At 63.1% G+C, this 22,934-nt stretch carries 22 protein-coding genes and 1 tRNA gene; 10 read left to right on the top strand and 13 right to left on the bottom strand.

Features of this window, described 5'->3' with window-relative positions:
• Positions 1-39 precede the first annotated feature (39 nt).
• The 3 genes from JNM03_RS03000 to JNM03_RS03010 are packed head-to-tail and all read right to left on the bottom strand — an operon-like array spanning position 40 to position 1,747.
• A complete protein-coding gene (locus JNM03_RS03000; RefSeq protein ID WP_294034232.1) occupies positions 40-501 on the bottom strand; it encodes a cytidine deaminase in 462 nt (153 codons plus the stop codon).
• Positions 498-1,247, bottom strand: a complete 750-nt coding sequence (locus JNM03_RS03005; RefSeq protein ID WP_294034234.1) for a glycoside hydrolase family 25 protein — start codon at positions 1,245-1,247, stop codon at positions 498-500. Before JNM03_RS03005 ends, JNM03_RS03000 begins: the two co-directional genes overlap by 4 nt.
• A 2-nt stretch (positions 1,248-1,249) precedes the next feature.
• On the bottom strand, positions 1,250-1,747 hold the full coding sequence (locus JNM03_RS03010) for a UPF0262 family protein (RefSeq protein ID WP_294034236.1): 498 nt from the start codon (positions 1,745-1,747) through the stop codon (positions 1,250-1,252).
• Between the two features lie 127 nt (positions 1,748-1,874).
• On the opposite strand from JNM03_RS03010, the gene JNM03_RS03015 reads away from it, so the two are divergent.
• Complete coding sequence (locus JNM03_RS03015) at positions 1,875-3,386, top strand: replicative DNA helicase (protein ID WP_294034238.1); 1,512 nt, start codon at positions 1,875-1,877, stop codon at positions 3,384-3,386.
• Between the two features lie 32 nt (positions 3,387-3,418).
• Here JNM03_RS03015 and JNM03_RS03020 read toward each other — a convergent pair whose 3' ends face one another.
• The 6 genes from JNM03_RS03020 to astD all read right to left on the bottom strand — a co-directional run bounded on the left by JNM03_RS03020 (position 3,419) and on the right by astD (position 9,015).
• Positions 3,419-4,297 (bottom strand): phosphoadenylyl-sulfate reductase, encoded by an 879-nt coding sequence (locus JNM03_RS03020; RefSeq protein WP_294034240.1) that lies wholly within the window; start codon positions 4,295-4,297, stop codon positions 3,419-3,421.
• The gene (locus JNM03_RS03025; protein ID WP_294034242.1) at positions 4,290-4,712 is read right to left on the bottom strand and encodes a DUF934 domain-containing protein; all 423 of its coding nucleotides are present in this window, start codon (positions 4,710-4,712) and stop codon (positions 4,290-4,292) included. The genes JNM03_RS03020 and JNM03_RS03025 overlap by 8 nt, the downstream gene beginning before the upstream one ends.
• Entirely contained in the window at positions 4,705-6,339 is a 1,635-nt protein-coding gene (locus JNM03_RS03030) for a nitrite/sulfite reductase (protein WP_294034244.1), read from the bottom strand. Before JNM03_RS03030 ends, JNM03_RS03025 begins: the two co-directional genes overlap by 8 nt.
• 1 nt (position 6,340) lies before the next feature.
• Positions 6,341-6,637 carry a DUF2849 domain-containing protein gene (locus tag JNM03_RS03035; RefSeq protein WP_294034246.1) on the bottom strand — a complete coding sequence of 99 codons (297 nt, stop codon included), beginning with the start codon at positions 6,635-6,637 and terminating at the stop codon, positions 6,341-6,343.
• The gene (cobA, locus tag JNM03_RS03040) at positions 6,625-7,422 is read right to left on the bottom strand and encodes a uroporphyrinogen-III C-methyltransferase (protein ID WP_294034247.1); all 798 of its coding nucleotides are present in this window, start codon (positions 7,420-7,422) and stop codon (positions 6,625-6,627) included. Before cobA ends, JNM03_RS03035 begins: the two co-directional genes overlap by 13 nt.
• 147 nt (positions 7,423-7,569) lie before the next feature.
• Positions 7,570-9,015 (bottom strand): succinylglutamate-semialdehyde dehydrogenase, encoded by a 1,446-nt coding sequence (gene astD / locus JNM03_RS03045; RefSeq protein WP_294034249.1) that lies wholly within the window; start codon positions 9,013-9,015, stop codon positions 7,570-7,572.
• A gap of 129 nt (positions 9,016-9,144) precedes the next feature.
• Here astD and JNM03_RS03050 point away from each other — a divergent pair, with 129 nt between their 5' ends.
• The 3 genes from JNM03_RS03050 to JNM03_RS03060 all read left to right on the top strand — a co-directional run bounded on the left by JNM03_RS03050 (position 9,145) and on the right by JNM03_RS03060 (position 12,683).
• Complete coding sequence (locus tag JNM03_RS03050; RefSeq protein WP_294034271.1) at positions 9,145-10,038, top strand: alpha/beta hydrolase; 894 nt, start codon at positions 9,145-9,147, stop codon at positions 10,036-10,038.
• Complete coding sequence (locus JNM03_RS03055) at positions 10,035-11,195, top strand: glycosyltransferase (protein WP_294034251.1); 1,161 nt, start codon at positions 10,035-10,037, stop codon at positions 11,193-11,195. The genes JNM03_RS03050 and JNM03_RS03055 overlap by 4 nt, the downstream gene beginning before the upstream one ends.
• Before the next feature lie 84 nt (positions 11,196-11,279).
• A complete protein-coding gene (locus JNM03_RS03060; RefSeq protein ID WP_294034253.1) occupies positions 11,280-12,683 on the top strand; it encodes a nitronate monooxygenase in 1,404 nt (467 codons plus the stop codon).
• 37 nt (positions 12,684-12,720) lie between these two features.
• Here JNM03_RS03060 and JNM03_RS03065 read toward each other — a convergent pair whose 3' ends face one another.
• On the bottom strand, positions 12,721-13,719 hold the full coding sequence (locus tag JNM03_RS03065) for a D-glycerate dehydrogenase (RefSeq protein ID WP_294034255.1): 999 nt from the start codon (positions 13,717-13,719) through the stop codon (positions 12,721-12,723).
• A 125-nt stretch (positions 13,720-13,844) separates the two neighbouring features.
• Here JNM03_RS03065 and JNM03_RS03070 point away from each other — a divergent pair, with 125 nt between their 5' ends.
• Positions 13,845-14,303 (top strand): SH3 domain-containing protein, encoded by a 459-nt coding sequence (locus tag JNM03_RS03070; protein WP_294034257.1) that lies wholly within the window; start codon positions 13,845-13,847, stop codon positions 14,301-14,303.
• A 27-nt stretch (positions 14,304-14,330) separates the two neighbouring features.
• On the opposite strand, the gene JNM03_RS03075 is transcribed toward JNM03_RS03070, so the two are convergent.
• The 3 genes from JNM03_RS03075 to JNM03_RS03085 all read right to left on the bottom strand — a co-directional run bounded on the left by JNM03_RS03075 (position 14,331) and on the right by JNM03_RS03085 (position 16,697).
• A complete protein-coding gene (locus JNM03_RS03075) occupies positions 14,331-14,726 on the bottom strand; it encodes a hypothetical protein (RefSeq protein WP_294034259.1) in 396 nt (131 codons plus the stop codon).
• Positions 14,727-14,853: 127 nt separating this feature from the next.
• Positions 14,854-15,318, bottom strand: a complete 465-nt coding sequence (locus JNM03_RS03080; protein ID WP_294034261.1) for a hypothetical protein — start codon at positions 15,316-15,318, stop codon at positions 14,854-14,856.
• 191 nt (positions 15,319-15,509) lie between these two features.
• Positions 15,510-16,697, bottom strand: coding sequence for an acetyl-CoA C-acyltransferase (locus tag JNM03_RS03085; protein WP_294034263.1), 1,188 nt, complete (start codon positions 16,695-16,697; stop codon positions 15,510-15,512).
• A gap of 292 nt (positions 16,698-16,989) precedes the next feature.
• On the opposite strand from JNM03_RS03085, the gene JNM03_RS03090 reads away from it, so the two are divergent.
• The 5 genes from JNM03_RS03090 to JNM03_RS03110 all read left to right on the top strand — a co-directional run bounded on the left by JNM03_RS03090 (position 16,990) and on the right by JNM03_RS03110 (position 22,864).
• Positions 16,990-17,634 (top strand): PEPxxWA-CTERM sorting domain-containing protein, encoded by a 645-nt coding sequence (locus JNM03_RS03090; protein WP_294034265.1) that lies wholly within the window; start codon positions 16,990-16,992, stop codon positions 17,632-17,634.
• 267 nt (positions 17,635-17,901) lie between these two features.
• A complete protein-coding gene (locus JNM03_RS03095) occupies positions 17,902-19,356 on the top strand; it encodes a coniferyl aldehyde dehydrogenase (protein WP_294034266.1) in 1,455 nt (484 codons plus the stop codon).
• A gap of 247 nt (positions 19,357-19,603) precedes the next feature.
• On the top strand, positions 19,604-20,773 hold the full coding sequence (locus JNM03_RS03100) for a site-specific integrase (protein WP_294034268.1): 1,170 nt from the start codon (positions 19,604-19,606) through the stop codon (positions 20,771-20,773).
• Between the two features lie 94 nt (positions 20,774-20,867).
• Positions 20,868-20,952: transfer RNA gene (locus tag JNM03_RS03105), tRNA-Leu, on the top strand.
• A 424-nt stretch (positions 20,953-21,376) separates the two neighbouring features.
• The gene (locus JNM03_RS03110; RefSeq protein WP_294034269.1) at positions 21,377-22,864 is read left to right on the top strand and encodes a DNA cytosine methyltransferase; all 1,488 of its coding nucleotides are present in this window, start codon (positions 21,377-21,379) and stop codon (positions 22,862-22,864) included.
• Positions 22,865-22,934: the final 70 nt, after the last annotated feature.

Here is a 22,934-nt window from a genome sequence, read left to right on the forward strand (position 1 = left end):
GCCGCTGTCTTGTCGGCGCCGCGCGCTTTGCGCAAGCGGTCAGTCGAGAAGGCCGAGATCTTTGGGGCCGAAAGCGGCAGGGAGCAGTTCGCTCAGCCGATAGCTTTTCACAGCTTTGCCGTCGCCCGAGGCGCAGTGGACAAGGATGTCGGTCCGCGATCGTTCGGCGGCTTCGTTCAGCACCTGTCGGCAGCGTCCGCACGGGTTGACCGGGTCGGAGCCGATCAGATCCTCGCCGTCGGGGCGGCCGCCGATGATCGCGACTTCCGCAAGTTCGCCGATCCAGCCTTCATTGGCGATCTTTGCCACCGCGTTCGTTTCGGCGCAGAGCGTCAGGCCATAGCTCGCGTTCTCGACGTTGGCGCCGGTGACGACGTCGCCGTTCCTGAGCAGCAGCGCGGCGCCGACATGAAACCCCGAATAGGGAGCATAGGCGCGGCTTGCGGCGTCGCGGGCGGCGGCGATCAAGGCATCGCGCGTGCTTGGGCGTGCATCACTCATGGCATGTCTCCCCGAGGGCGCAGCACGTTCCAGCCGACGGTGCCCCCGGCGCCCGTAAGGCGGATATAATCGTTCGCCTGCCACATCGCCCAAGGATGGGCGCCATAGTCGGGTTCGAAGAAATCGCGGCGAAGCCAGGTGGTGCGTGCGATCCCTTCCGTCACCTTGTAATCGGCCTCGAACGACGGACCGGGCGCGATCAGGCTGGGCTTGCCCGTATGCGCCTCGATCTGGGCCAGAAAGGTCGCGAGTTCGGACAAGAGCAATGCGCGTGTCGGTCGGTCGGGGCAGCGGTCGTCATAATCGAGCCAGACGACGGCGGGCAGGGCATCGGCGCGGCGCGGAACATGGCGGATGAAATTTGCGGCCTGGTCGGTCGCAAGCTGGCACAGGCTGTAACGATGGATCGCGCCGACCTGTACGCCGACGTTGCGTGCATGCGCCAGGTTGCGCGTGAACATCGGGTCGAGCCCGTCGGTGCCGTCGGTCGCCGCGACATAGGCGAAATCGGCGCCCGCGGCCTTGATCGATCCCCAATGGACTTCGCCATTGTCGGCACTGATCGTCACGCCTTGGGTCGGAAACAGGTCGCGGTTCGGGGTCCAGCGGGCGGCCCACCACAGCGCGATGCCGACAAGCAGCACGACAAGCAGCAATCCGCCAGCGACGCGGCGTACAAAGCGCGCGATCGCATCCCGCCAGCCCTGCGTCGCCTTGCCTACCTGCTTCGCTGCCTTCGTCGCCATGCTCAACCCTTGATGTGGAGCACGCAGATCAGCGTGAAGAGGCGCCGCGCCGTGTCGAAATCGACGGCGATCTTGCCATCGAGCCGATCCATCAGCATTTCGGCCGCTTCGTTGTGCAGCCCGCGGCGCGCCATGTCGACGGTCTCGATCTGCTGGGCGGTCGAGGTCTTGATCGCCTGATAATAGCTATCGCAGATCGCGAAATAATCGCGGATCGGGCGACGGAACCGACCCAGTCCGAGGATGATAGCTTCGAGCGGCGAGCCGTCCTCGCGGCTGATTTCGAAGATAAGTCGTCCTTCCTCGACACGCAGCATCAACCGGTAGGGGCCGGCGTAGCCGTCGGGATGGCCGCGCTGCGGCACGAACTTGTTGTCTTCGATCAGATCGAAGATCGCAACGCGCCGCTCCTGTTCGACATCCGGGTTACGCCAGACGATCGAGCCTTCGTCGAGCTCGATCGAAATGATGCGCTGTTGGGAAGGGTCGGCGTCGGTCATGCTGCCTGTGCTTCTACTTGCCGCACGGGGAAGGGCAAGGGCCACTTATGCCGGAAGTATCCACAGGCGCGTCGGGTGGTCGCCGATCCCTGTTGCATGGCGTTTCATGCCGTCGCATGGTGCCGCCATGCCAGAGCTAGCCCTTTTTCCGACCCCGGTGGCCGCCCGGGAAGAACGTCAATTGCCTCGCAATGTCGAGGCCGAGGCCGCGTTTCTGGGTGCGATCCTGATCGACAACCGAGTCGTCGAAGATTTGCCCGTGCAATTGAACGCGACGCATTTCTTCGAACCGCTGCATGGCCGTATCTTCCAGCAGGCGATGGCGCTGATCGAGCGTAACAGCATCGCGACGCCGGTGACGCTCAAACCCTTTTTCGAGGCCGACGAGGCGATGAACGCGGTCGGCGGGGTCGGTTATCTTGCGCAATTGACCGGAAGCGGCGCCGGCCTGATCGGCGCGCGCGACTTTGCGCGGCAGATCTTCGACCTCGCGCTGCTTCGCGAACTGGTGGGCGTGGGGCGGACGCTTGTCGACAGCGCGCTGGACACCAGCGAGAGCGTCGATCCGCATGCGCAGATCGAGGAAGCCGAAACGGCGCTGTACCGCGTCGCTGGCGGCGAGGCCGAGATGGGATCGGTCAAGAGTTTCAGCGCCGCAAGCCTGACCGCACTTCAGGCGGCCGAGCGGGCGCTCAATTCGGGCGGCCACCTGTCGGGGATCACGACCGGCATCGGCAGCATGAACGCCAAGATCGGTGGCATGCACAATTCGGACTTGATGATCCTTGCCGGCCGTCCCGGCATGGGCAAGACCTCGCTCGCGACCAACATCGCCTATAACGCCGCCGAGCGGTTCCGCCGCGACGAGGAGGACGGCATCCCGCCCGAGAAGAATATGGGCGCGAAGGTTGCTTTCTTCAGCCTCGAAATGTCGGCCGACCAGCTCGCGACGCGCGTGCTTGCCGAGCAATCGGGGGTGTCGGGCGAAGCGCTGCGCATGGGCAAGATCAGCAAGGAGCAGTTCCAGCAATTGAGCCGCGCCGCGCAGACGCTTCAGACGCTGCCCCTGTTTATCGACGACACGCCGGGCCTGACGATCGCGAGCCTGCGCACCCGCGCGCGGCGACTGCAACGGCGCCACGGCATCGGCTTTATCATCGTCGACTATCTGCAACTGCTGCAAGGATCGTCGAAGAGCGGCGATAACCGCGTGCAGGAAATCTCTGAAATTTCTCGCGGTTTGAAGACGCTGGCAAAGGAACTCAACGTTCCGGTGATGGCGCTGTCGCAGCTCAGCCGCCAGGTCGAAAGCCGCGAAGACAAGCGTCCGCAACTCTCCGACCTTCGTGAATCGGGGTCGATCGAGCAGGACGCCGACATGGTGCTTTTCGTGTTCCGCGAGGACTATTATGTCGCGGCGCGCGAGCCGAAGCGCCCGGTCGAAGGCGATGACGTGAAGATTCACGCGCAGCATGAGGAATGGGCGGCGGAGATGGAGCGTGTTTTCGGTCTTGCCGAAGTGATCGTCGCGAAATCGCGTCACGGTTCGACGGGCAAGATTCGCATGCACTTCGAGGCGAAGACCACGAAGTTCAGCGACCTCGCCGACGACAGCATGGCCTATACGGATTATGAATAGCTTCTAGTCCGTCATCCCGGCGACGACAGATGTCAGAAGGCCGGGTCGTTCGCCGGGTCGTCGAGAATGGGCGTGACTTCGGTGTGGATTCCGCATTCGGTCTTGTCCCAGCCACGCCAGCGGCCCGAGCGCGGGTCTTCGCCTGGCTGAACCTTTGACGTGCAGGGCGAGCAGCCGATCGACGGATAGCCTTCGGCTTCCAGGGGATGCCGAGGGAGGTCGTGCGCCTCGAAATAGGTGTCCAGCTCGTCGCGGGTCCAGTTGGCGAGCGGGTTGAATTTCAGGCGGCCGGTCGAGCCGTCAAGTTCGAAGCGCGGTAGGCCGGCGCGCGTCGACGACTGGAAGCCCTTGCGGCCGGTGATCGACGTGTCGAAATCGGCTAGCGCCTTTTCGAGCGGCTTTACCTTGCGGATTTCGCAGCAGCCGTCGGGATCATAGGACCAGCGCAATTCGGTCGCGTCCCTGGCCGCCAGATCGGCAGCGTCGGGCGTGAGGGTGACGATGTTGAGATCGAGCCGCCGGGCCAGAGTGTCGCGATAGGCCAGCGTTTCGGGAAAATGCTTGCCGGTATCGAGGAACAGCACCGGCATGCCGGGTGCCGAACGGCTTATCAGGTGGAGCAACACTGCGCTTTCGGCGCCAAAGCTCGATACGATCGCCGTGTCGCCGAGCAGATCGGCGCCGATTACGCTTGCCACAACCTCGGCGGCGTCCTGGCCGCGGAACAGATTGTTGAGCCGGATGACGTCATCCTGCGTGAAGCGCGGCGCCACGTCGATCCGGTCGCGCGTGCGATCGCGGCGCTTGTCCGCATCCGCTGCCAACGCGGCCGGGACGCCCGCCGGCCGGACATGGCCATGGGGAGTCTCCGTTTCGCTGGTCGCGAACGGGATCTTGGCGCCGTCAACCATGGCGCAGCTTCCATATCGGAACAGCTTCGTCGGTCGCATCCTGATAAACGTTCGAATAGCGGTTCAGCGCTGCTTCGACATCGACCGGATTCAGCGAATGCTGCGAGGCGAAACTGTCGAAGCCACAACGGCGCATGAAGAACAGAAGGTCGATCAGCACGTCACCCTCGGCGCGCAGTTCGCCCTTGTAGCCGGCCTCGCGGAGGATGCGCGCGCTCGAAAAGCCGCGCCCGTCGCGAAAGCGCGGGAACGAGACTTCGATGAGTTGCAGGCGGTCCAGATGCGGGATGAGCTGCCGGGCGTCCTCGCCCGCCTCGAGCCGCACCGCCGTGGCGTCAGGCTGTTCGAGAAAGGCGTCGAGCGTGACCGCCGGTTCTTCGTGCGGCTGATCGTCGCGATAGCGGAAATTACCCATAGATCGCCTCCTTGAAAGGGTCGAGGCCGACACGGCGATATGTATCGAGGAAGCGTTCGCCGGGCTCCCGCAGTTCGCGGTAGCGTTCGACGGTGCGCTCGACGGCGTCGACAACGCCGTCCTCGTCGAAACCGGGGCCGGTGATCTTGGCCTGCGACGTGTCTTCCGCACCCGAGCCGCCGAGCAGGAGCTGGTAATTCTCCGTACCTTTGCGGTCGACGCCAAGGATACCGATCTGGCCCGCATGATGGTGACCGCAGGCGTTGATGCAGCCCGAAATCTTGACCTTCAGTTCGCCGATGTCGAGTTGTCGGTCCATGTCGGCGAAACGCTGCTGAATCTTCTGCGCGACCGGGATCGATCGGGCGTTCGCCAGCGTGCAATAATCGAGGCCGGGGCAGGCAATCACGTCCGTGACGAGATCGAGGTTCGCGTCGGCGAGACCTGCGGCGGCGAGCGCCCCCCACACCGCATAGAGATCCTGCTTGCGAACATGCGGCAGGACGAGGTTTTGCGCATGGGTCACCCGAACATCGTCGAAGCTGTAGCGTTCGGCAAGGTCGGCGACGACTTCCATCTGTTCGGCCGTGACGTCACCGCCGATACCGCCGACCGGTTTCAGACTGATGTTGGCGATTGCGTAGCCGGGGGCCTTGTGCCGAACGGTCTGGCGATCGACCCACAGCGCGAATTCGGGGTCGGACCGGTCGATCTCTTCGGACAGACCGGTTTCGAACGGCGGCGGCGTGAAATAGGCCGCGATCCGGTCATATTCGGCCTGCGGGAAATCGGTGCCGAGCGCGAGAAAGGTCTGGAACTCCTCCTCGACCTGACGTCGAAATTCTTCTTCGCCCAGTTCGTGGACGAGGATCTTCATCCGCTGTTTGTGGATGTTGTCGCGGCGTGCGTGCAGGTTCCAGACGCGCAGGATCGCCTGCAGGTATGAGAAGATCTGATTGGCCGGACAGAAGTCGCGGATCGGGAAGGCGATGAACGGCGTGCGACCCATGCCGCCGCCGGCATAGACTTCGAACCCTTCCTCGCCCGCTTCGTTGCGGACGATGCGCAGCGCGCAGTCGTGCCAGCGCAGCGCGGCGCGATCCTCTTTGGACGAAATGACCGCGATCTTGAACTTGCGCGGAAGATAGCTGAATTCCGGATGAAAGGTCGTCGCCTGCCGCAACAGCTCCGCCCAGGGGCGCGGATCGCAGATCTCGTCGGCGGCGGCGCCCGCATATTGGTCGGCGGAAATGTTGCGGATACTCTCGCCGCTTGTCTGGATCGCGTGCATCTCGACCGTCGCCAGCTCCGCGAGAATGTCGGGCGCCTGTTCGAGCTTGATCCAGTGATACTGGAGATTCTGGCGGGTCGTGAAATGGCCGTAACCGCGATCATAGGTGCGTGCGATATGCGCCAGCTTGCGCATCTGCACCGAATTGAGCGTCCCATAGGGGATGGCGACGCGCAGCATATAGGCATGGAGTTGCAGATAGAGGCCGTTCTTCAGTCGCAGCGGCTTGAACTGGTCGTCGTTGATGTCGCCAGCGATGCGGCGGCGGGTCTGGTCGCGGAATTCCTCGACACGGGCATCGACCATCGCCTGGTCATATTGGTCATATCGATACATGTCAGATCACCCAGTCGCCGGCCGTCGGATCGGCGGGCTTCAATGTCAGGTCGGGGCGCACGGTCGGGCCGAGCGCGCGGATGCGGTCCTTGATGTGCGCGGGGCGCGGGCCGTCAGGCGTGGCTTCGGCATCGACGATATAGCCGCCGTTGACGCGGCGCGCGCCATCCTCGGCCGCCAGCACCGCTTCGCCATGTTCGCCGACGTCGGCCGCGTCTTCGACGTGAAGCGACCAGTCACGGCCGGTCCACCAGATGACGGCACCCGTTTTCAGGTCGTTGCCGGTCAAGATTCGCATGCAATATCCTTTAGTGAAGCGGCTATTCCCGGTGCGCCGAGGCAATCGAGCGCATCGGCGCGCGCCGCGACCTTGCCGACGATGATAAGCGCCGGGCTGGCGACCTTCTCGCGGACGACAAGATCGCCCAGATCGGTGAGAAGGGTCCGGAGGACGCGCGCCTCGGCGGTCGTGCCGCGCTCGACCACCGCGACCGGAAGCCCCGGCGAGACGCCGTCGGCGATCAGCTTGTCGGCAATGGCCGACGCGGTCGCCAGACCCATATAGATCACCAGCGTACGGCCATGTCCGGCCAGACCGGACCAGTCCTGGTCGGTCAGATCCCTGCACTGGCCGGCAACGAAGCTCACCGCGCTCGCGTCTTCGCGATGGGTGAGGGGAAGCCCGGCCTGTGCGGCGCAGCCAGCGGCGGCGGTGATGCCGGGGACGACCTCGACCGCGATTCCGGCCACGCGCGCCGCATCGAGTTCTTCGCCGCCACGGCCGAAAATGAAGGGGTCGCCGCCCTTGAGCCGTACAACCTGCTTGCCGGCCAGCGTCTCGCGAACGATCAGGGCGTTGATCAGATCCTGCTTCATCGTGTGGCGGTTGCGCTGCTTTGCGACCGATATCCGTTCGACATGCGGCGGGATCAGGGCGAGTACGCCCTCGCCGACAAGCCCATCATGGACGACGACATCGGCCGCCGCCAAGAGGCGCGCGGCACGCAGCGTCAGCAGGTCCGGGTCGCCGGGGCCGGCGCCGACGAGCCACAATTTGCCCGGTCGAGAGAGGTGTTTTTCCATGCACTGTAAATGATCGCGCGCCGATCAAATCGCAAAGCAGCCTTTATTGAAGGCGGTGAAGGTAAATTTGCGCGGTACGAACTGCCCGCCGCGCCACGATCGGCCGTCCGGTCCGATGGGCGCGGATCGGTCCGTACGCGGGGCGGGTCAGAGGTAGTTCTTGCGGACCAGCTGCGATCCCTCGGGGTCGCGAAGCCCGACCCCGATCGATGCCCGGATGGCGTCGCTTTCGGCGCTGGCCACCGGATAGGCGCAATAATCGGCGGCGTAAAAGGCGCTCGGCCGATGGTTGCCGGACAGCCCGAGCCCGCCGAAGGGCGCGGCCGAAGAGGCCCCGTTGGTCGGGCGGTTCCAATTGATCACCCCCGCGCGCGCATTCGCCCAGAACTGGTCGTAAAGCTGCGGCGTACCGCCGATCAGCGATGCCGACAGGCCAAAACTGGTGTTGTTCGCCTCTGCGATCGCCGCTTCGAAGCTGTCGACGCGGATGACCTGAAGCAGCGGGCCGAACAATTCGATGTCGGGGCGTTCGGGCATCGCGGACACGTCGATGATCCCGGGCGTCAGGAACGGACGTCCGGCGCTCGGGCGCGACATGTGGCGGATCACCTGGCCGCCGTTCGACATGAGGACGAGAAAACTCTCGGTGAGCGCGTCGGCCGCCTCATTGTCGATCACCGGCCCCATATAGGGTGCAGGATCGGCGTGCGGATGATCGACGATCAGCCTGTTCGCGAGACCCTTGACCTCGTCGAGCAGGCGGTCGGCCATGCTCTCCTTCACGATCAGGCGGCGGGCGTTGCTGCACCGCTGTCCGGCGCTGAGAAATGCCGATTGCACGACCAGTATCGCGGCGGTGGCGATGTCGGCGGTGTCCCAGACGACGATCGGGTTGTTGCCGCCCATTTCGAGCGCGAGGATCTTTCCCGGCCGGTCGGCGAACTGGCGATTGAGCGCGAGGCCGGTGCGCGCCGACCCCGTGAACAGCAGGCCATCGAGCCCGTCGTGCGCGGCGAGCGCCCTGCCTGTGTCGGGGCCGCCGATGACGAGCCGCAACACGTCGGTGGGAACGCCCGCGCTGTGGAACAGGTCGACCAGCTTTGCGCCGACGGCGGGGGTTTTTTCGGAGGGCTTGAACACCACCGAATTGCCCGCGAGCAGTGCGGGAACGATATGACCGTTCGGCAGATGCGCCGGGAAATTATAGGGGCCGAGGACCGCCAGCGTTCCGTGCGGTTTGTGGCGCACCGCGTTGCGCAGCCCCATCGCGCCTTCTATCCGGCGGTTGGGCGTGCGTTCGGCATAGGCCTTAATCGAGATTTCGACCTTGTTCGCGACCGATTCGACCTCGGTCCGCGCTTCCCAAAGCGGTTTCCCGGTTTCGCGGGCGATCAGATCGGCAAGCGCTTCGCCTTCCGCCTTGACCCGGTCGGCGAAGCGACGGAGCGTTTCGGATCGGAAAGTGACGGCTTTCGACGCCCATTCGGGCCATGCGCGCCGCGCGGCTTCGACTTCGTGATCGACATTACTGACCGCGCCGCGCCATAGCTCGTTGCCGGTGGCGGGTTCGAAGGAAAGCAGGTCTTCGCTCATGGTCGCCAACCTCTTATCGGCGAATGCGGTTGGCGGCAACCGCTCCGCCCCATTTCGGCGACGGATGGCTTGCGTCGCGCGGGCTGGTTGGCGATAGACGGGGCGGGGCGCTCATCAAGGGGATAGGCCATTTCGGCAAGGCAGGACATCAAGCGCGAGTGGGACGATCATTATTGGTGGTCGCACGATGGCGTCCGGCTGCACGCGCGTATCTATGGAGGGCCTGAAGGCAGCGCCGCAGCCCCGCCCATATTGTGCATGCCGGGTCTGGCGCGCAACGCGCGCGACTTTGAAAGCCTTGCGCCTTTCATGGCGGAGGGGCGGCGCGTGATTGTCGCGGAATTTCGGGGGCGCGGCGAAAGCGCCTATGCCAAGGATCCGATGACCTATGTCCCGCTGACCTATGTGCAGGACGTCGTCGCGCTGCTCGACGAGATGGAGATCGAACGTTTTGCAACCGTGGGAACCTCGCTCGGCGGGCTGGTTTCGATGTTGCTTGCCGCGACACAGCCGGGGCGCATCGTCGGTGCGGTCCTGAACGACGTCGGGCCGGAGCTGGAGACGGCGGGGCTCGAACGGATCCGCGACTATATCGGTGCGGGCGGGAGCCAGCCGACCTGGGTCTATGCGGCCCGCGCCTATTCCGAACTGAACCGCGCGGTGTATCCGCATTATGACATCCACGACTGGCTACGCATCACCAAGCGGACCCACCGCCTGACGCCTGAAGGTCGGATCGTCGCCGATTATGACAAGCAGATCGCGGCGCCGCTGCGGCTGCCCGGTGGCGAAGGCGGGATCGATCTGTGGCCGGCGTATCAGGCGCTTGGCGACATTCCGGTGCTGATCCTGCGCGGCGCGCTGTCCGATATCCTGTCGGGCGCCGCGGCGAAGAAGATGGTCGCGAAGCTGCCGAACGCGAAACTGGCAGAAATCCCGGGCGTCGGCCATGCGCCGACGATGGATGAAGGCGACGCGCGCGCGGCGATCGGCGCCTGGATCGCGGACCTGCCCGCCGCGTGACTGGCGTCGCCGTTCCCGCGCGCATCCTGCACCTGCACTCCAGTTTCTCGCTGGGCGGAAAGGAGGCGCGCGCCGTCCGGCTGATGAACCTGATGGGGCCGCGGGCGCGGCACGTCATCCTGTCGGCGGTTCCGGAGGCGATGGGCGCGCGCGATGCGATCGACCCCGCCATCGACGTGCGCTTCCCCGCGGACGCGCCGCCGCTTTTCGGCAAGCCGGGGCTGAAGCGTTATCGCGCAATCGCCCGCTATATGCGCCGTTTCGACCTTGTGCTGAGCTATAATTGGGGCGCGATGGACGGCGTGATGGCACACCGTCTTTTTTCGCCCTTTCACAACCTGCCGCCGATGATCCATCACGAGGACGGATTCAACGAGGACGAAAGCGTCCGGCGGAACTGGAAGCGCAATATTTTTCGCCGCCTCGCCTTGCCGACGACCGATGCGCTGGTCGTGCCATCGACGATGCTCGAACGGATCGCGGCCGACGATTGGGGCAAGAGGCGGCGGGTCCAGCTGATCCGCAACGGCATCGACGTCGCGGCCTATGCGAAGCCGCCTGTCGTTCCGATTCCGGGGCTCGTCCGGCGCGAAGGCGAAGTGCTGATCGGCACGGTTGCGGGACTGCGCAAGGTGAAGGATATCCCCCGGCTCGTCCGCGCCGCGGCCGACCTTCCCGCCGCGGTCCGGCTGGTCGTGGTGGGCGAGGGCCCCGAGCGGGACGCGATCGCCGCCGAAGCCGCCGCGTGCGGGATGGCGGACCGGCTCGTCATGCCGGGCTTCATGGCGGACCCCGCGCGCTGGATCGGCCATTTCGACCTGCTCGCGCTGTCGTCGCGTAGCGAACAGGCGCCGATCGCCGTGATCGAGGCGATGGCCGCGGGGTTGCCCGTCGTCAGCCCGGACGTCGGCGATGTCGCGGCCATGGTGTCGGGGCAGAATTTCCCTTTTGTCGCGACCGACGAAACCGCCTTTCGCAAGGCGCTCGCGACGCTGGTCATCGACGCGGGCCTTCGCGCGCGCGTCGGCCATGCAAACCGGAGCGTCGCGGCCGCGCGCTTCGACGAATCAACCATGGTCGCAGCCTATGAAAATCTCTATGGTCGGGCGCTCAAGGGCCGCCGCCTCTTCTCCGGGGATCAGGGCGCACGGCATTGACTTTCATGGCCGCCTTCCGCTTACGGAAGCGGTAGACGGGGCGCAGCGCGCGACGGGACGCGCGCGGAGAGAAAGAGGTTTAACGTGTTCAAAGGTTTGAAGCCCATTCTTTACGGTGGCCGTGAAGTATGGCCGCTGGTCGAGGGCGGTAAGGGCGTGTCCGCGACCAACCATATGTCGAGCGGTGCGTGGGCCGCGGCGGGCGGGATCGGCACCGTATCGGCCGTCAACGCCGACAGCTATGATGCCGAAGGCAAGATCATCCCCCAGATCTATCGCGCGCTGACGCGGCGCGAACGGCACGAGGAACTGATCCGGTACGGGATCGACGGCGCCGTCGAACAGGTCAAGCGTGCGCACGACGTTTCGGGCGGGAAGGGCGCGATCAACATCAACGTGCTCTGGGAAATGGGCGGTGCGCAGCAGATCCTCGAAGGCGTGCTGGAGCGGACGAAAGGCCTGGTCGCGGGCGTCACCTGCGGCGCCGGCATGCCGTACAAGCTCAGCGAGATCGCCGAACGGCACAATGTCCTGTATCTGCCGATCATCAGCTCGGCGCGTGCTTTTCGAGCGCTGTGGAAGCGCGCCTATCACAAGGTCGCGCATCTGCTTGGCGCCGTGGTCTATGAGGATCCCTGGCTCGCCGGGGGGCATAACGGCCTGTCGAACGCCGAAGACCCGCTCGTCCCGCAGGACCCCTATCCGCGCGTCAAGGCGCTGCGCGACACGATGCGGGCGGAGGGGATTTCGGACGACGTGCCGATCGTGATGGCCGGCGGGGTCTGGTATCTGCGCGACTGGGAAGACTGGATCGACAATCCCGAGCTGGGCCAGATCGTTTTCCAGTACGGGACGCGGCCGCTGCTGACCGAAGAGAGTCCGATCCCGCAGGAATGGAAGGACCGGCTTCGCACCCTCGACGAGGGCGACGTACTCCTCCACCGCTTCTCGCCAACCGGTTTTTATTCCAGCGCGGTGCGGAACCCCTTCCTGCGCGAACTTGAGGCACGGTCGGAACGCCAGATTCCCTATTCGAAGCAAGAGGCGGGCGACCATGTCGCGCAACTCGACGCGGGCGTGAAGGGCAAGAATTTCTGGGTCACGCCGCATGACCGTGATCGGGCGCGTGACTGGGTCGCCGAAGGTTATACGACTGCACTCAAGACGCCGGACAATACGGTGGTCTATGTTACCGAGGACGCCAAGGCGGTCATCCGCAAGGATCAGTCAGATTGCATGGGCTGTCTGTCGCATTGCGGTTTTTCATCATGGAAGGACCATGACGATTATTCGACCGGATACCTCGCCGATCCGCGCAGCTTTTGCATCCAGAAGACGTTGCAGGACATCGCCCATGGCGGCGACGTCGACCAGAATCTGATGTTCGCGGGCCATGCCGCGTTCAATTTCAAGACCGATCCCTTTTATTCGAACAACTTCACGCCGACGGTGAAACAGCTCGTCGACCGGATCCTGACAGGGGACTAAGGCGCCGCTACCGGGCGCGGCGCGAGAGCGACCTGTGTCAGGCCCACCCCTCCAGCACCTGATCGGCGGGGCGATGCCCGTCGCACCAGGCGCGGATATTGGCGATCACCTTTTCGCCGGACGCCTCGCGCCCTTCGATCGTTGCCGAGGCGAGGTGGGGGAGGAGGACGGCATTGTCTAGGGCGAGCAGATCGGGATCGACCACCGGCTCCTGCGCATAGACGTCGAGCCCCGCGCCCGCGATGCGGCGGGTCTTCAGCGCGGCGATGAGGGCCTTTTCGTCGATGATTTCGCCGCGTGCGGTGTTGATCAGATAGGCGGTCGGCTTCATCGCCGCGATGCGGGCGGCGTTCACCATCTCGTGCGTTTCCGTCGTGTGCGGACAGTGGATCGAGACGATGTCGCTGATCCGCAGCAGCGTGTCGATACTGGCGTGATAGCTCGCGCCCAGTTCCTCCTCGATCGCTTCGGGCAGGCGGCGGCGATTGTGATAATGGATCGACAGGCCGAACGCCCGCGCGCGGCGCGCGACCGCGAGGCCGATACGGCCCATGCCGATGATGCCCAGCAACTTGCCGCCGACCCGGTGGCCGAGCATCGTGCTGGGTGCCCAGCCTTCCCATTTGCCCGATCGCATCAGCTTCTCGCCCTCGGCAAGGCGGCGCGGGACGCTGAGGATCAGTGCCATCGTCATGTCGGCCGTGTCTTCGGTGAAGACGCCCGGCGTGTTCGACACCATGATGCCCTTGGCGCGCGCGGCGGCGAGGTCGATATGATCGACCCCGGCGCCGAAATTGGCGATCAGTTTCAGCCGCTCACCGGCGGCGGCGATGACATCGGCGTCGATTTCGTCGGTTACCGTTGGCACCAGAACATCGCAATCGGCCACCGCGGCTTTCAATTCGTCACGGGTGAACGCCCGGTCATAGGCCGACAGGGCGACGTCGAAGAGTTCGGCCATGCGCGCCTCGACATGGGGCATCAACTGGCGGGTGACGATGACGCGCGGGCGTTTCGGGCGGGATGAATCGGGCATGACCGCGATAGAGCGCGCCCGCGACAGGGGGTCAAGGGGGAGGCGACAGAAAAGGCTGGGGACGAACGCAGCCTTTCGCGCGGCGAACGGTTGTAAAGCGGGCATGAGTTTGACAAGGCAGAGAGATGACCAGCCGCCAGATTCTAGCAGTGATAGCGCTCGTCGCGGTCGTGGGACCGGCAAGCGCGCAGACCGAGGTCGAGCTGCCCTATTGGGCGTCGATCAACGTGGACGAAGCGCGGATGCGCAAGGGGCCGTCGCCGGACGTGCCCGTCGTCTGGGAATATCGGCGCAAGGACCTTCCCGTGAAGGTGATCGCGCGCTTTGAAACCTGGCGCAAGATCGAGGATCCCGACGGGACGCAGGGCTGGATGGCGGCACGCCTGCTCAGCCGCACGCGCACGGCGATCGTGACCGGCGGCGTGCAAGCGATGCGCGAGGAGCCGAACCTGTCGGCCGCGGTTTCCTATCGTGCCGAACCCGGCGTCGTCGGCCGGATCACCGATTGCAAGAATGGCTGGTGCCTCTTCGACGCCAAGGGGCGCAAGGGCTGGATCCAGACCGACCATATCTGGGGCGACTGACCGCGCCGCGGCCAGTCGCCGAATGGCCTATTTCTTCTTGGGCGTGACCGTCACGACGGTGCCGTCGTCGGCGGTGGCGGTAAAGCTGCCGTCGGCTTCGGGTTTCGAGACAGCCCAGCACATGCCCATCTCGTCGCCATCGGGGTCAAAGCAATCCTTGCCGTCGTGGGTCGCATATTGCCCCTTGACGGCTTTGCCCTTGGCGTCGGTATCGACATAGGTGCCGTCGGCATTGATCGTCGTCGTTCCCACGGTGCCATCGGCCATTTTGACGTCGTAGGTGCCGGGTGCGGTGCCCGAGTCGGCGGTCGGTGCAGGCGCCGCCGCGGCGGCAGGTTCGGCGGGAACTTCCTTTTTCTCTTCAGTCTTTTGCGAGCAGGCGGCAAGCATCGAAAGCGCCGCGATCAACACTATCTTCTTCATGTGACCTCTCCCCATCAAAGAGGAGCGCAGGCTAGGCCGATTGGCGGCGGGCGGCAAACAAATGCGAAAAGGGCCGGAGGGCTTTGCCTCCGGCCCTTCGCAAGAGATTGTCGTCGCAACCCGCGGCTCAACGCCAGCGGAACTCGTTGCGATAGACCTTCACCACCTTGCCGGTCCGGACATTGACCAGCAGCAGGTCGTTATAGTGGCGAACATAGGTCAGTCCCGCGCCGGCGCGCGGCACGCCCCAGCGGCTGTCCCAGGTCGGACGATAGGCGGGCGCGTAATAGTTCGACCGCAGCGTCGATCCGACGCGGAACTGCTGATATTTGAACGGCGCGCGATAATTCTGGTAGCGGGCGTCGCGACGCCAGTCGCGGACATCCTCGCGATATTCTTTCTTCGCATCGCGCACGTCGTTGCGGGCTTCGCGGACGTCGCCGCGCGTTCCGTGCCGCTTGGCGTGATTGAGGTCGCGCTGTTCCTGCCGGATATCCTGCCGGTCGCGGCGGAGTTCGCCGGTCTGGGCCTGCGCCATCGCCGGGACCATCATCGCGGCGATCAGGCCGGCGGTGAGAATTTTGCTCTTCATTGTGCCATTCCTTTGCATCGTCAGGGGGGAGGGGATCTGCCCGATGACACGCATGGAATAGGCCCGCCGATTTGAACCGAACCGGAATGCCGCGTTTATTTTCAGGTCATTAGTGTCGCAATTTGTCGCGCCCTAAACGACGAAAGGGCGCCGTCTCGCGACGACGCCCCGGAACTTTCGTCGAAAGCGGATCAGACGAGTTCGACCGCCACGGCCGTCGCTTCGCCGCCGCCGATGCACAGGCTGGCAATGCCGCGCGTCTTGCCGTGGCGCTGGAGCGCGGCGATCAGCGTCGTGATGATGCGCGTCCCGCTGGCACCGATCGGATGGCCGAGCGCGGTTGCGCCGCCGTGGACGTTGATCTTGTCGTGCGGGATGCCAAGATCGTGCATCGCGAACATCGCGACGCAGGCAAAGGCTTCGTTGACCTCGAACAGGTCGACATCGCCGATCGACCAGCCGGCCTTGGCCAGCACCTTGTTGATCGCGCCGACGGGCGCGACGGTGAAGTCCTTGGGCTCCTGCGCATGGGCGGCGTGCGCAACGAGCTTTGCCACCGGCTTCGCACCCTTGGCGTCGGCGACCGACTGGCGCGTCAGCACGACCGCGGCGGCGCCGTCGGAGATCGACGAACTGGTCGCTGCGGTGATCGTGCCGTCCTTGGCAAAGGCGGGCTTCAGCGTCGGGATCTTGTCGGGCATTCCCTTGCCCGGCGCTTCGTCGGTGTCGACGACGACATCGCCCTTGCGGGTGGAGATGGTCACCGGCGCGATTTCGTTGGCGAAAGCGCCGTCGGCGATCGCCGCCTTGGCCCGATTGAGCGACTCGATCGAATAATCGTCCTGCGCCTGACGGCTGAGCTGATAGGCGTCGGCGGTATCCTGCGCGAAGGTGCCCATCGCCCGGCCGGCCTCATAAGCGTCTTCCAGCCCGTCGAGGAACATATGATCATAGGCGGTGTCGTGACCGATGCGCGCGCCGCCGCGATGCTTCTTGAGGAGGTAGGGGGCGTTGGTCATCGACTCCATGCCGCCCGCGACCACCAGGTCGATGCTGCCGGCGGCAAGCGCTTCGGCACCCATGATGACGGTCTGCATGCCCGAACCGCACACCTTGTTCACCGTCGTCGCCTGCACCGACTTGGGCAGACCCGCCTTGATCGCGGCCTGCCGCGCCGGCGCCTGGCCGAGGCCCGCCGGAAGCACGCAGCCCATATAGATACGCTCGATATCGTCACCCGAAACACCCGCGCGCTCGACCGCCGCCCTGACCGCGGTCGCGCCGAGATCGGTCGCGCTTGCGTCCGAGAGAACGCCCTGCATGCCGCCCATCGGGGTGCGGGCATAGGAAAGGAAGACGACGGGATCGGTGGCGGTCATAACGAAAGACTCCGTAGGGGAAAGATACGTCGGCGGTCGGATTAGCGCCTTTGCTGCACTTGCGAAAGGGGGTGCGGGGGAGAAACCGCGTGGGCCATTGTTTAGGAAAAATTCGCCGATTTGTTAAGAATTGTTAAAAAAATCCACCATGTTTCGGCGAATCGCATTATAGTTCCCTTGCGGGGGGTGGGGCTCTCCGTCCGATTGACCGATATATCAACTACAGTGGGTCTGCGCCAAGTCTCTGATCAAGGGAGTTTTTGACGTGCAAAAAAGATGGACCAAGAGCTGGATGAAGCGGCTTGCGCCGCTCGCGCTGGGATTAGGAATGCTGACGTCTGGGCAAGCACAGGCGGCAATCAATCTTTACCCTGACGCGGGAACCGAGAATCCGGCGTTATATACTTTCACCGCAGCGTCGGACGGGCCGCTGATTGCCTATTTTGCAGGAAATCACGGCTCGTATCGTAACTTGCTGGGCGTGCTCGTGAACGGAACGGATCGACAGATCTATGGACTGGACAGTCTCAGCTCGGCGGCAGGCGACAGCCTGAGTTTCGGCGACGTGGTTGCGGGCGACCTGCTGACCTTTTTTATTCTGGTCAACGTGAGCGATGACGACGAGGGCAATCCCGTCACCGATCTTTCCTATTATTCGGACAAATCGCTCAATCTCGACGGCATGAATCACGTCTATTCCAACGCTTACGGAGGCGGCGATTTCGGTATTCCTGCCGGCACCTATGTCGCTTTCGAGGATCTCAGCCGCGACGGCGACTTCAACTACGCGGACCTGGATTTTGTGTTCACGAATGTTGCGGTCTCTTCCGGGGTTCCTGAACCCGCTACGTGGGCGCTGATGTTGCTTGGCTTCGGCCTGGTCGGCGGTACGATGCGCCGCCGGCCTCAGCCCTCGGGCGAGCCAACTTTCGCATAATATTTCGGGGGGCCTCGGCCCCCCGTTTTCGTGACGGTCGCTGCGATTGAAATGACAATCGCGATCGTGTCGGTTGACGAGTTCGGCTGACGTTTCCAGCCCGGCCATGGGACCAAACGCCGAGCGGCCGTATGTGCGCTTCGGTGCGCCGAGATATGGCCGCCGCGATATCGGGATCGTCTCGACAGGCGGTCAGCCGGTTTCATCTTGCAACCAGCCGCGCGGCGTGATCAAACAGCGCCCGCAAAAGAACAAGGGAGACGGGTCATGGCCACCGCGATCAAGCAGGATATTGCCGGCGAAACCGCGCGCATGCACGAGGTGCTGGCGGCGCAGAAGGCGAGCTTTACGGCCGCCATGCCCGAAAGCCTTGCCGTGCGCACCGACCGCATCGACCGCGCGATCGCGCTGCTGGTCGACAATGCCGAGGATTTCGCCAAGGCCGTCAGCGAGGATTTCGGGCATCGCAGCCGCGAACAGACGCTGATGACCGACATCATGCCGTCGGTCAGCGCGCTCAAGCACGCGAAGAAGCATATGGACGCCTGGTCGAAGGGCGAGAAGCGCAAGCCGACCTTTCCGCTGGGCCTGCTCGGCGCGAAGGCGGAGGTCGTCTATCAGCCGAAGGGCGTCGTCGGCGTCGTGAGCCCATGGAATTTCCCCGTCGGAATGGTCTTCGTGCCGATGGCGGGCATCCTTGCGGCGGGCAACCGGGCGATGATCAAGCCGTCCGAGTTCACCGAGAATGTCTCGGCGTTGATGGCGCGGCTGGTCCCCGACTATTTCGACGAAAGCGAGATCGCGGTTTTCACTGGCGACGCCGACGTCGGCATCGCTTTTTCGAAGCTGGCGTTCGATCATCTGATCTTCACCGGCGCGACGAGCGTCGGGCGCCACATCATGCGGGCGGCGGCGGACAATCTGGTGCCGGTGACGCTGGAACTTGGCGGCAAGTCGCCCACCTTCATCGGACGCAGCGCGAACAAGGATCTGGTTGGTCAGCGGGTCGCGCTCGGCAAGATGATGAATGCGGGGCAGATTTGCCTCGCACCCGACTATCTGCTTGTCGCCGAGGATCAGGAGGATGCTGTCATCGACAGTGTCACCAAGGGGGTGACGGCGCTCTATCCGACCCTCCTTGCGAACGACGATTACACGTCGGTCGTGAACGGCCGGAATTATGATCGACTGCAATCCTATCTTGCCGACGCGCGCGAGAAGGGCGCGGACGTGATCGAGGTCAATCCGGGGAACGAGGATTTTGCGAGCGCGAACGGTCACAAGATGCCGCTGCACATCGTTCGCAACCCGACCGACGACATGAAGGTGATGCAGGAAGAAATCTTTGGCCCGATCCTGCCCGTCAAGACCTACAAGACCATCGACGACGCGATCGATTATGTGAACGAGCACGACCGCCCGCTCGGCCTCTATTATTTCGGGCAGGACAAGAGCGAGGAAGACCGCGTGCTGACGCGGACGATCTCGGGCGGGGTCACGGTCAACGACGTCCTGTTCCACAATGCGATGGAAGACCTGCCGTTCGGCGGCGTCGGCCCGTCGGGAATGGGGAATTATCACGGAGCCGACGGGTTTCGTACGTTCAGCCACGCGCGCGCCGTGTATCGCCAGCCAAAGCTCGACGTCGCGGGGCTTGCGGGCTTCAAGCCGCCCTATGGCAAGGCCACCGCCAAGACGTTGGCGAAAGAGCTCAAGAAATAATCGCCGTTCCGCGCGGCAAGAACGCGATGTCGGGCAAGAAATAGCTTGGCAAGGGCGGGGGTGGCACATTAGGGCACGCTCCGTCCACGGGCCCCTGTGGTGAAATTGGTAGACGCGCTCGACTTAAAAGCATATTTATATCAAGCTCTTACGATATAAATGTAGCAAAAACAGTCAGTTAGTGGCAAAATAGAAAGATGGACGCCTAGCGCACATCTAGCACAAAATTGCTACCAAAGGTGCCCCCATGACTGACCATAACCAGACCGCACGCCACAAATTCCTCGACGGCAAAGTGCAGATGTTCATGCGGCCCGGCAGCCCGCATTGGCAGTGCTCATGCTCGATCGCTGGTAAGCAGATGCGGACGACCACCAAAGAGGAGAGCCTGGCTCGGGCCAAGGACGTAGCGAAAGACTGGTATCTCGGCCTCATGGGCAAATACCGTCACGGCGAGATCAAAGAGGGAGTGCCATTCACGAAGGCCGCGAAGCACTTCCTGTCCGAATACACGGTGATCACCGAAGGGGAGCGCAACGAGAAATATGTGGAAGGTCACGGCATCCGGCTCCGTGTCCACCTCCTGCCGTTCTTTGGCGAGAAGATGGTTCAGGAGATCACTCCCGGCATGGTGCAGGAGTATCGCGTCCACCGCATGACCTCCCGGCTCGACAAGGAGGGCAAGCCGAAACGGCCATCGCGCTCGACAATCCATTCAGAGATCATCACTCTTCGCCATGTCCTGAAAACAGCCCAGCGCCACGGCTGGCTGCCTTATCTGCCGGACATATCGGCACCGTATAAGACCTCTGGAAAGATCAATCATCGGGCGTGGTTCTCGCCCGACGAATATAAGAAGCTTTACAAGGCGACCGGGGAGCGGGCGAAGAACCCCCTCAACCCTCGCTGGCGGAGCGCCTGCGAAGACCTGCACGATTATGTGCTGTTCATGGTCAATACGGGCCTGCGGCCTGACGAGGCAAAGCGCATCGAACTGCGCGATATCGAGATCGTGCAGGATGGTGCGGACAAAGAGCGAATCCTTCACATCTCAGTGCGTGGGAAGAGGGGCGTCGGCTACTGCAAATCCATGCCCGGCGCTGTCATGCCCTTCACGCGCATGAAGAAACGTCACAACCTTGAACCGAAAGACCTCCTGTTTCCTCGCATCCAGCGGGAACTCTTCAATACTATCCTGTCCGAACTCGACATGAAGAAAGACCGCGAGGGGAACCCTCGCACGGCATACAGCCTGCGCCATACCTATATCAGCTTCCGACTTATGGAAGGTGCGGATATCTATCAGATTGCAAAGAATTGCCGCACCAGCGTCGAAATGATTGAGAAATTCTATGCTTCGCACATCAAGGATATTATTGACGCCGCCGAGGTTAATAAGAGGCGGCCAAAGGGGTAATTATCTGATATTGACGGAATCATCATTCTGATATCAAATCAATGCTCTTACCGGTTGACGCAGCCAACGCCACACAGCATATGCGCAACCGCTTGCCGGTGTGGTGAAATTGGTAGACGCGCTGGATTCAAAATCCTGTTCCGCAAGGAGTGTCGGTTCGAGTCCGACCACCGGCACCATCTTTTTAAGCAGCACTGAACGGTGCGCGAGAGGGCAGATCAGCCGAACGGCGACTGCCCTTTTTGCGAAGGTCCAGCCTGAACGGGCAGGGCCGCTGGCCGCAGGGCACCGAACGGGGACCGGCCATCGCATTGCTTCCCAGACCGCCGCTTGCGGTCGTTGCGAATCCACCTGACTTGGCTATTATGACTCCCTGTATAGGGGAGGCTTCAACAGGATCGGCTTTGGCTAAAGGTGCCAATAATACTTTCGGCACCTACAGAAAACGTGAATGAAGAGGCTGGGATAATCACAAAACAGAATTAACATCGATAGTTTTGAGCGTCGAGGATTGCCAAAGTTGAGAATGGGAGCAGTTGATCATCGTAGGATTTCATCTGAGGGGCGGCGCCGGTAATGAGCCGACTGCGGAACCCTTATCCTGTGGTCGATTTGTTCGCCGGTCCTGGGGGGCTTGGCGAAGGATTTGCTTCCCTGACGGATGGACGCGGCAAACGCCGTTTCGATAGCGTTGTCGCCATCGAACGCGACGAGTTTTCACATCAGACCCTTTTTCTGAGACACTTCATGAGGGGCTTTCCCGATGGGGAAGCGCCGGATGATTACTACGACTTTTTGAAGGGAGAGCTGACGGCAGATCAGCTCTTCAAAAAGCACCCCGCCGCCTTCGCCCATGCGAAGAAGAGTGCGCTGCGAATTTCGCTTGGCGACGACTCTCACGCAGCCGTCAAAAGGACCATTCGCGACCGGTTGGCGGGAGAGGAGCGCTGGGCATTGGTCGGCGGCCCGCCCTGCCAAGCTTATTCGCTCGTAGGACGATCACGCATGATGAATCGCCCAGAGTTTGAGCAGGACGAGCGGCATACCCTCTACCTGGAATACCTGAAGATCATCATCGACCATCGCCCCCCGATATTCGTCATGGAGAACGTGAAAGGGCTGCTGTCCGCGACCATTGAGGGCAAATCAGCAATCACCAGGATCGTCAGGGATTTGTCGAACCCCAAATCCGCAATCTCTCAGGGATCGAATGGACTTTCCTACAAGCTGTATTCCCTGTCCGAGCAGGAGATGCCGGACGAGGAGGTCGATCCCAAACTCTTCGTCGTCCGCGCCGAGGACTACGGCATCCCACAGGCGCGGCACCGGATGTTTATCGTCGGCATCCGAAGCGACCTGAACATAAAGCCAGGCAGGCTGAAGTCGCTTCGGCCACCTACGGTGCGCCAGACAATCGGCAGCCTGCCAGCGGTTCGGAGCAGCCTGTCCAAAGGCACTGACAGCCCAGAAACATGGCGCAAGGAAATAGCCCGCATTGCTTCGATGGATATCAGAAGCCAGTTAAATGGGGCGACCTATGCTCGCGCCGTCGCGCAGGGCGTATCTCTCAGCGCACTGGCAAAGCTCAACGCTCCCGAGCATACTTACTCAACCCGATACAGGGGAGCCAGTGGTTCCAGCCATCAGGTTCTGAAATCCCTCCATGACCCGCGCCTGAAAGTCCTGACTTCACATGAAGCGCGGGGCCATATGGCATCTGATCTGCGTCGCTATCTGTTCGCTGCCACATTTGCAGCGGAATCCGGCATCAGCCCAAAGCTGGCCGACTTCCCGAAAAGCCTGCTGCCTGCGCATCAGAATGTTGAACTTGGCCGCACCGGGAAAATGTTCTCTGACAGGTTCCGTGTGCAGCTCCCGGAGCAGGTGGCAACGACCATCACCTCCCATATTTCCAAAGATGGGCACTACTTCATCCACTACGACCCGGCCCAATGCCGGAGCCTGACCGTGCGGGAAGCCGCGCGGTTGCAGACTTTCCCTGACAACTACTTTTTCGCAGGCCTGTCAAACGGCGTTCAAAAGGGACCCCCGATCGGCGTCGAAGAGGGACCCCCTTTTCGGATAATATGATGCTGGTTTGTTGAAGATGGCCTTGCGCTGCGTGCGGCGGAGGGCGGGCGTAGCCCGACCGGAGGCGCGC

Origin of the sequence: Sphingopyxis sp., from assembly GCF_016793825.1 — a bacterium.
In the GTDB taxonomy this organism is placed as follows: domain Bacteria; phylum Pseudomonadota; class Alphaproteobacteria; order Sphingomonadales; family Sphingomonadaceae; genus Sphingopyxis.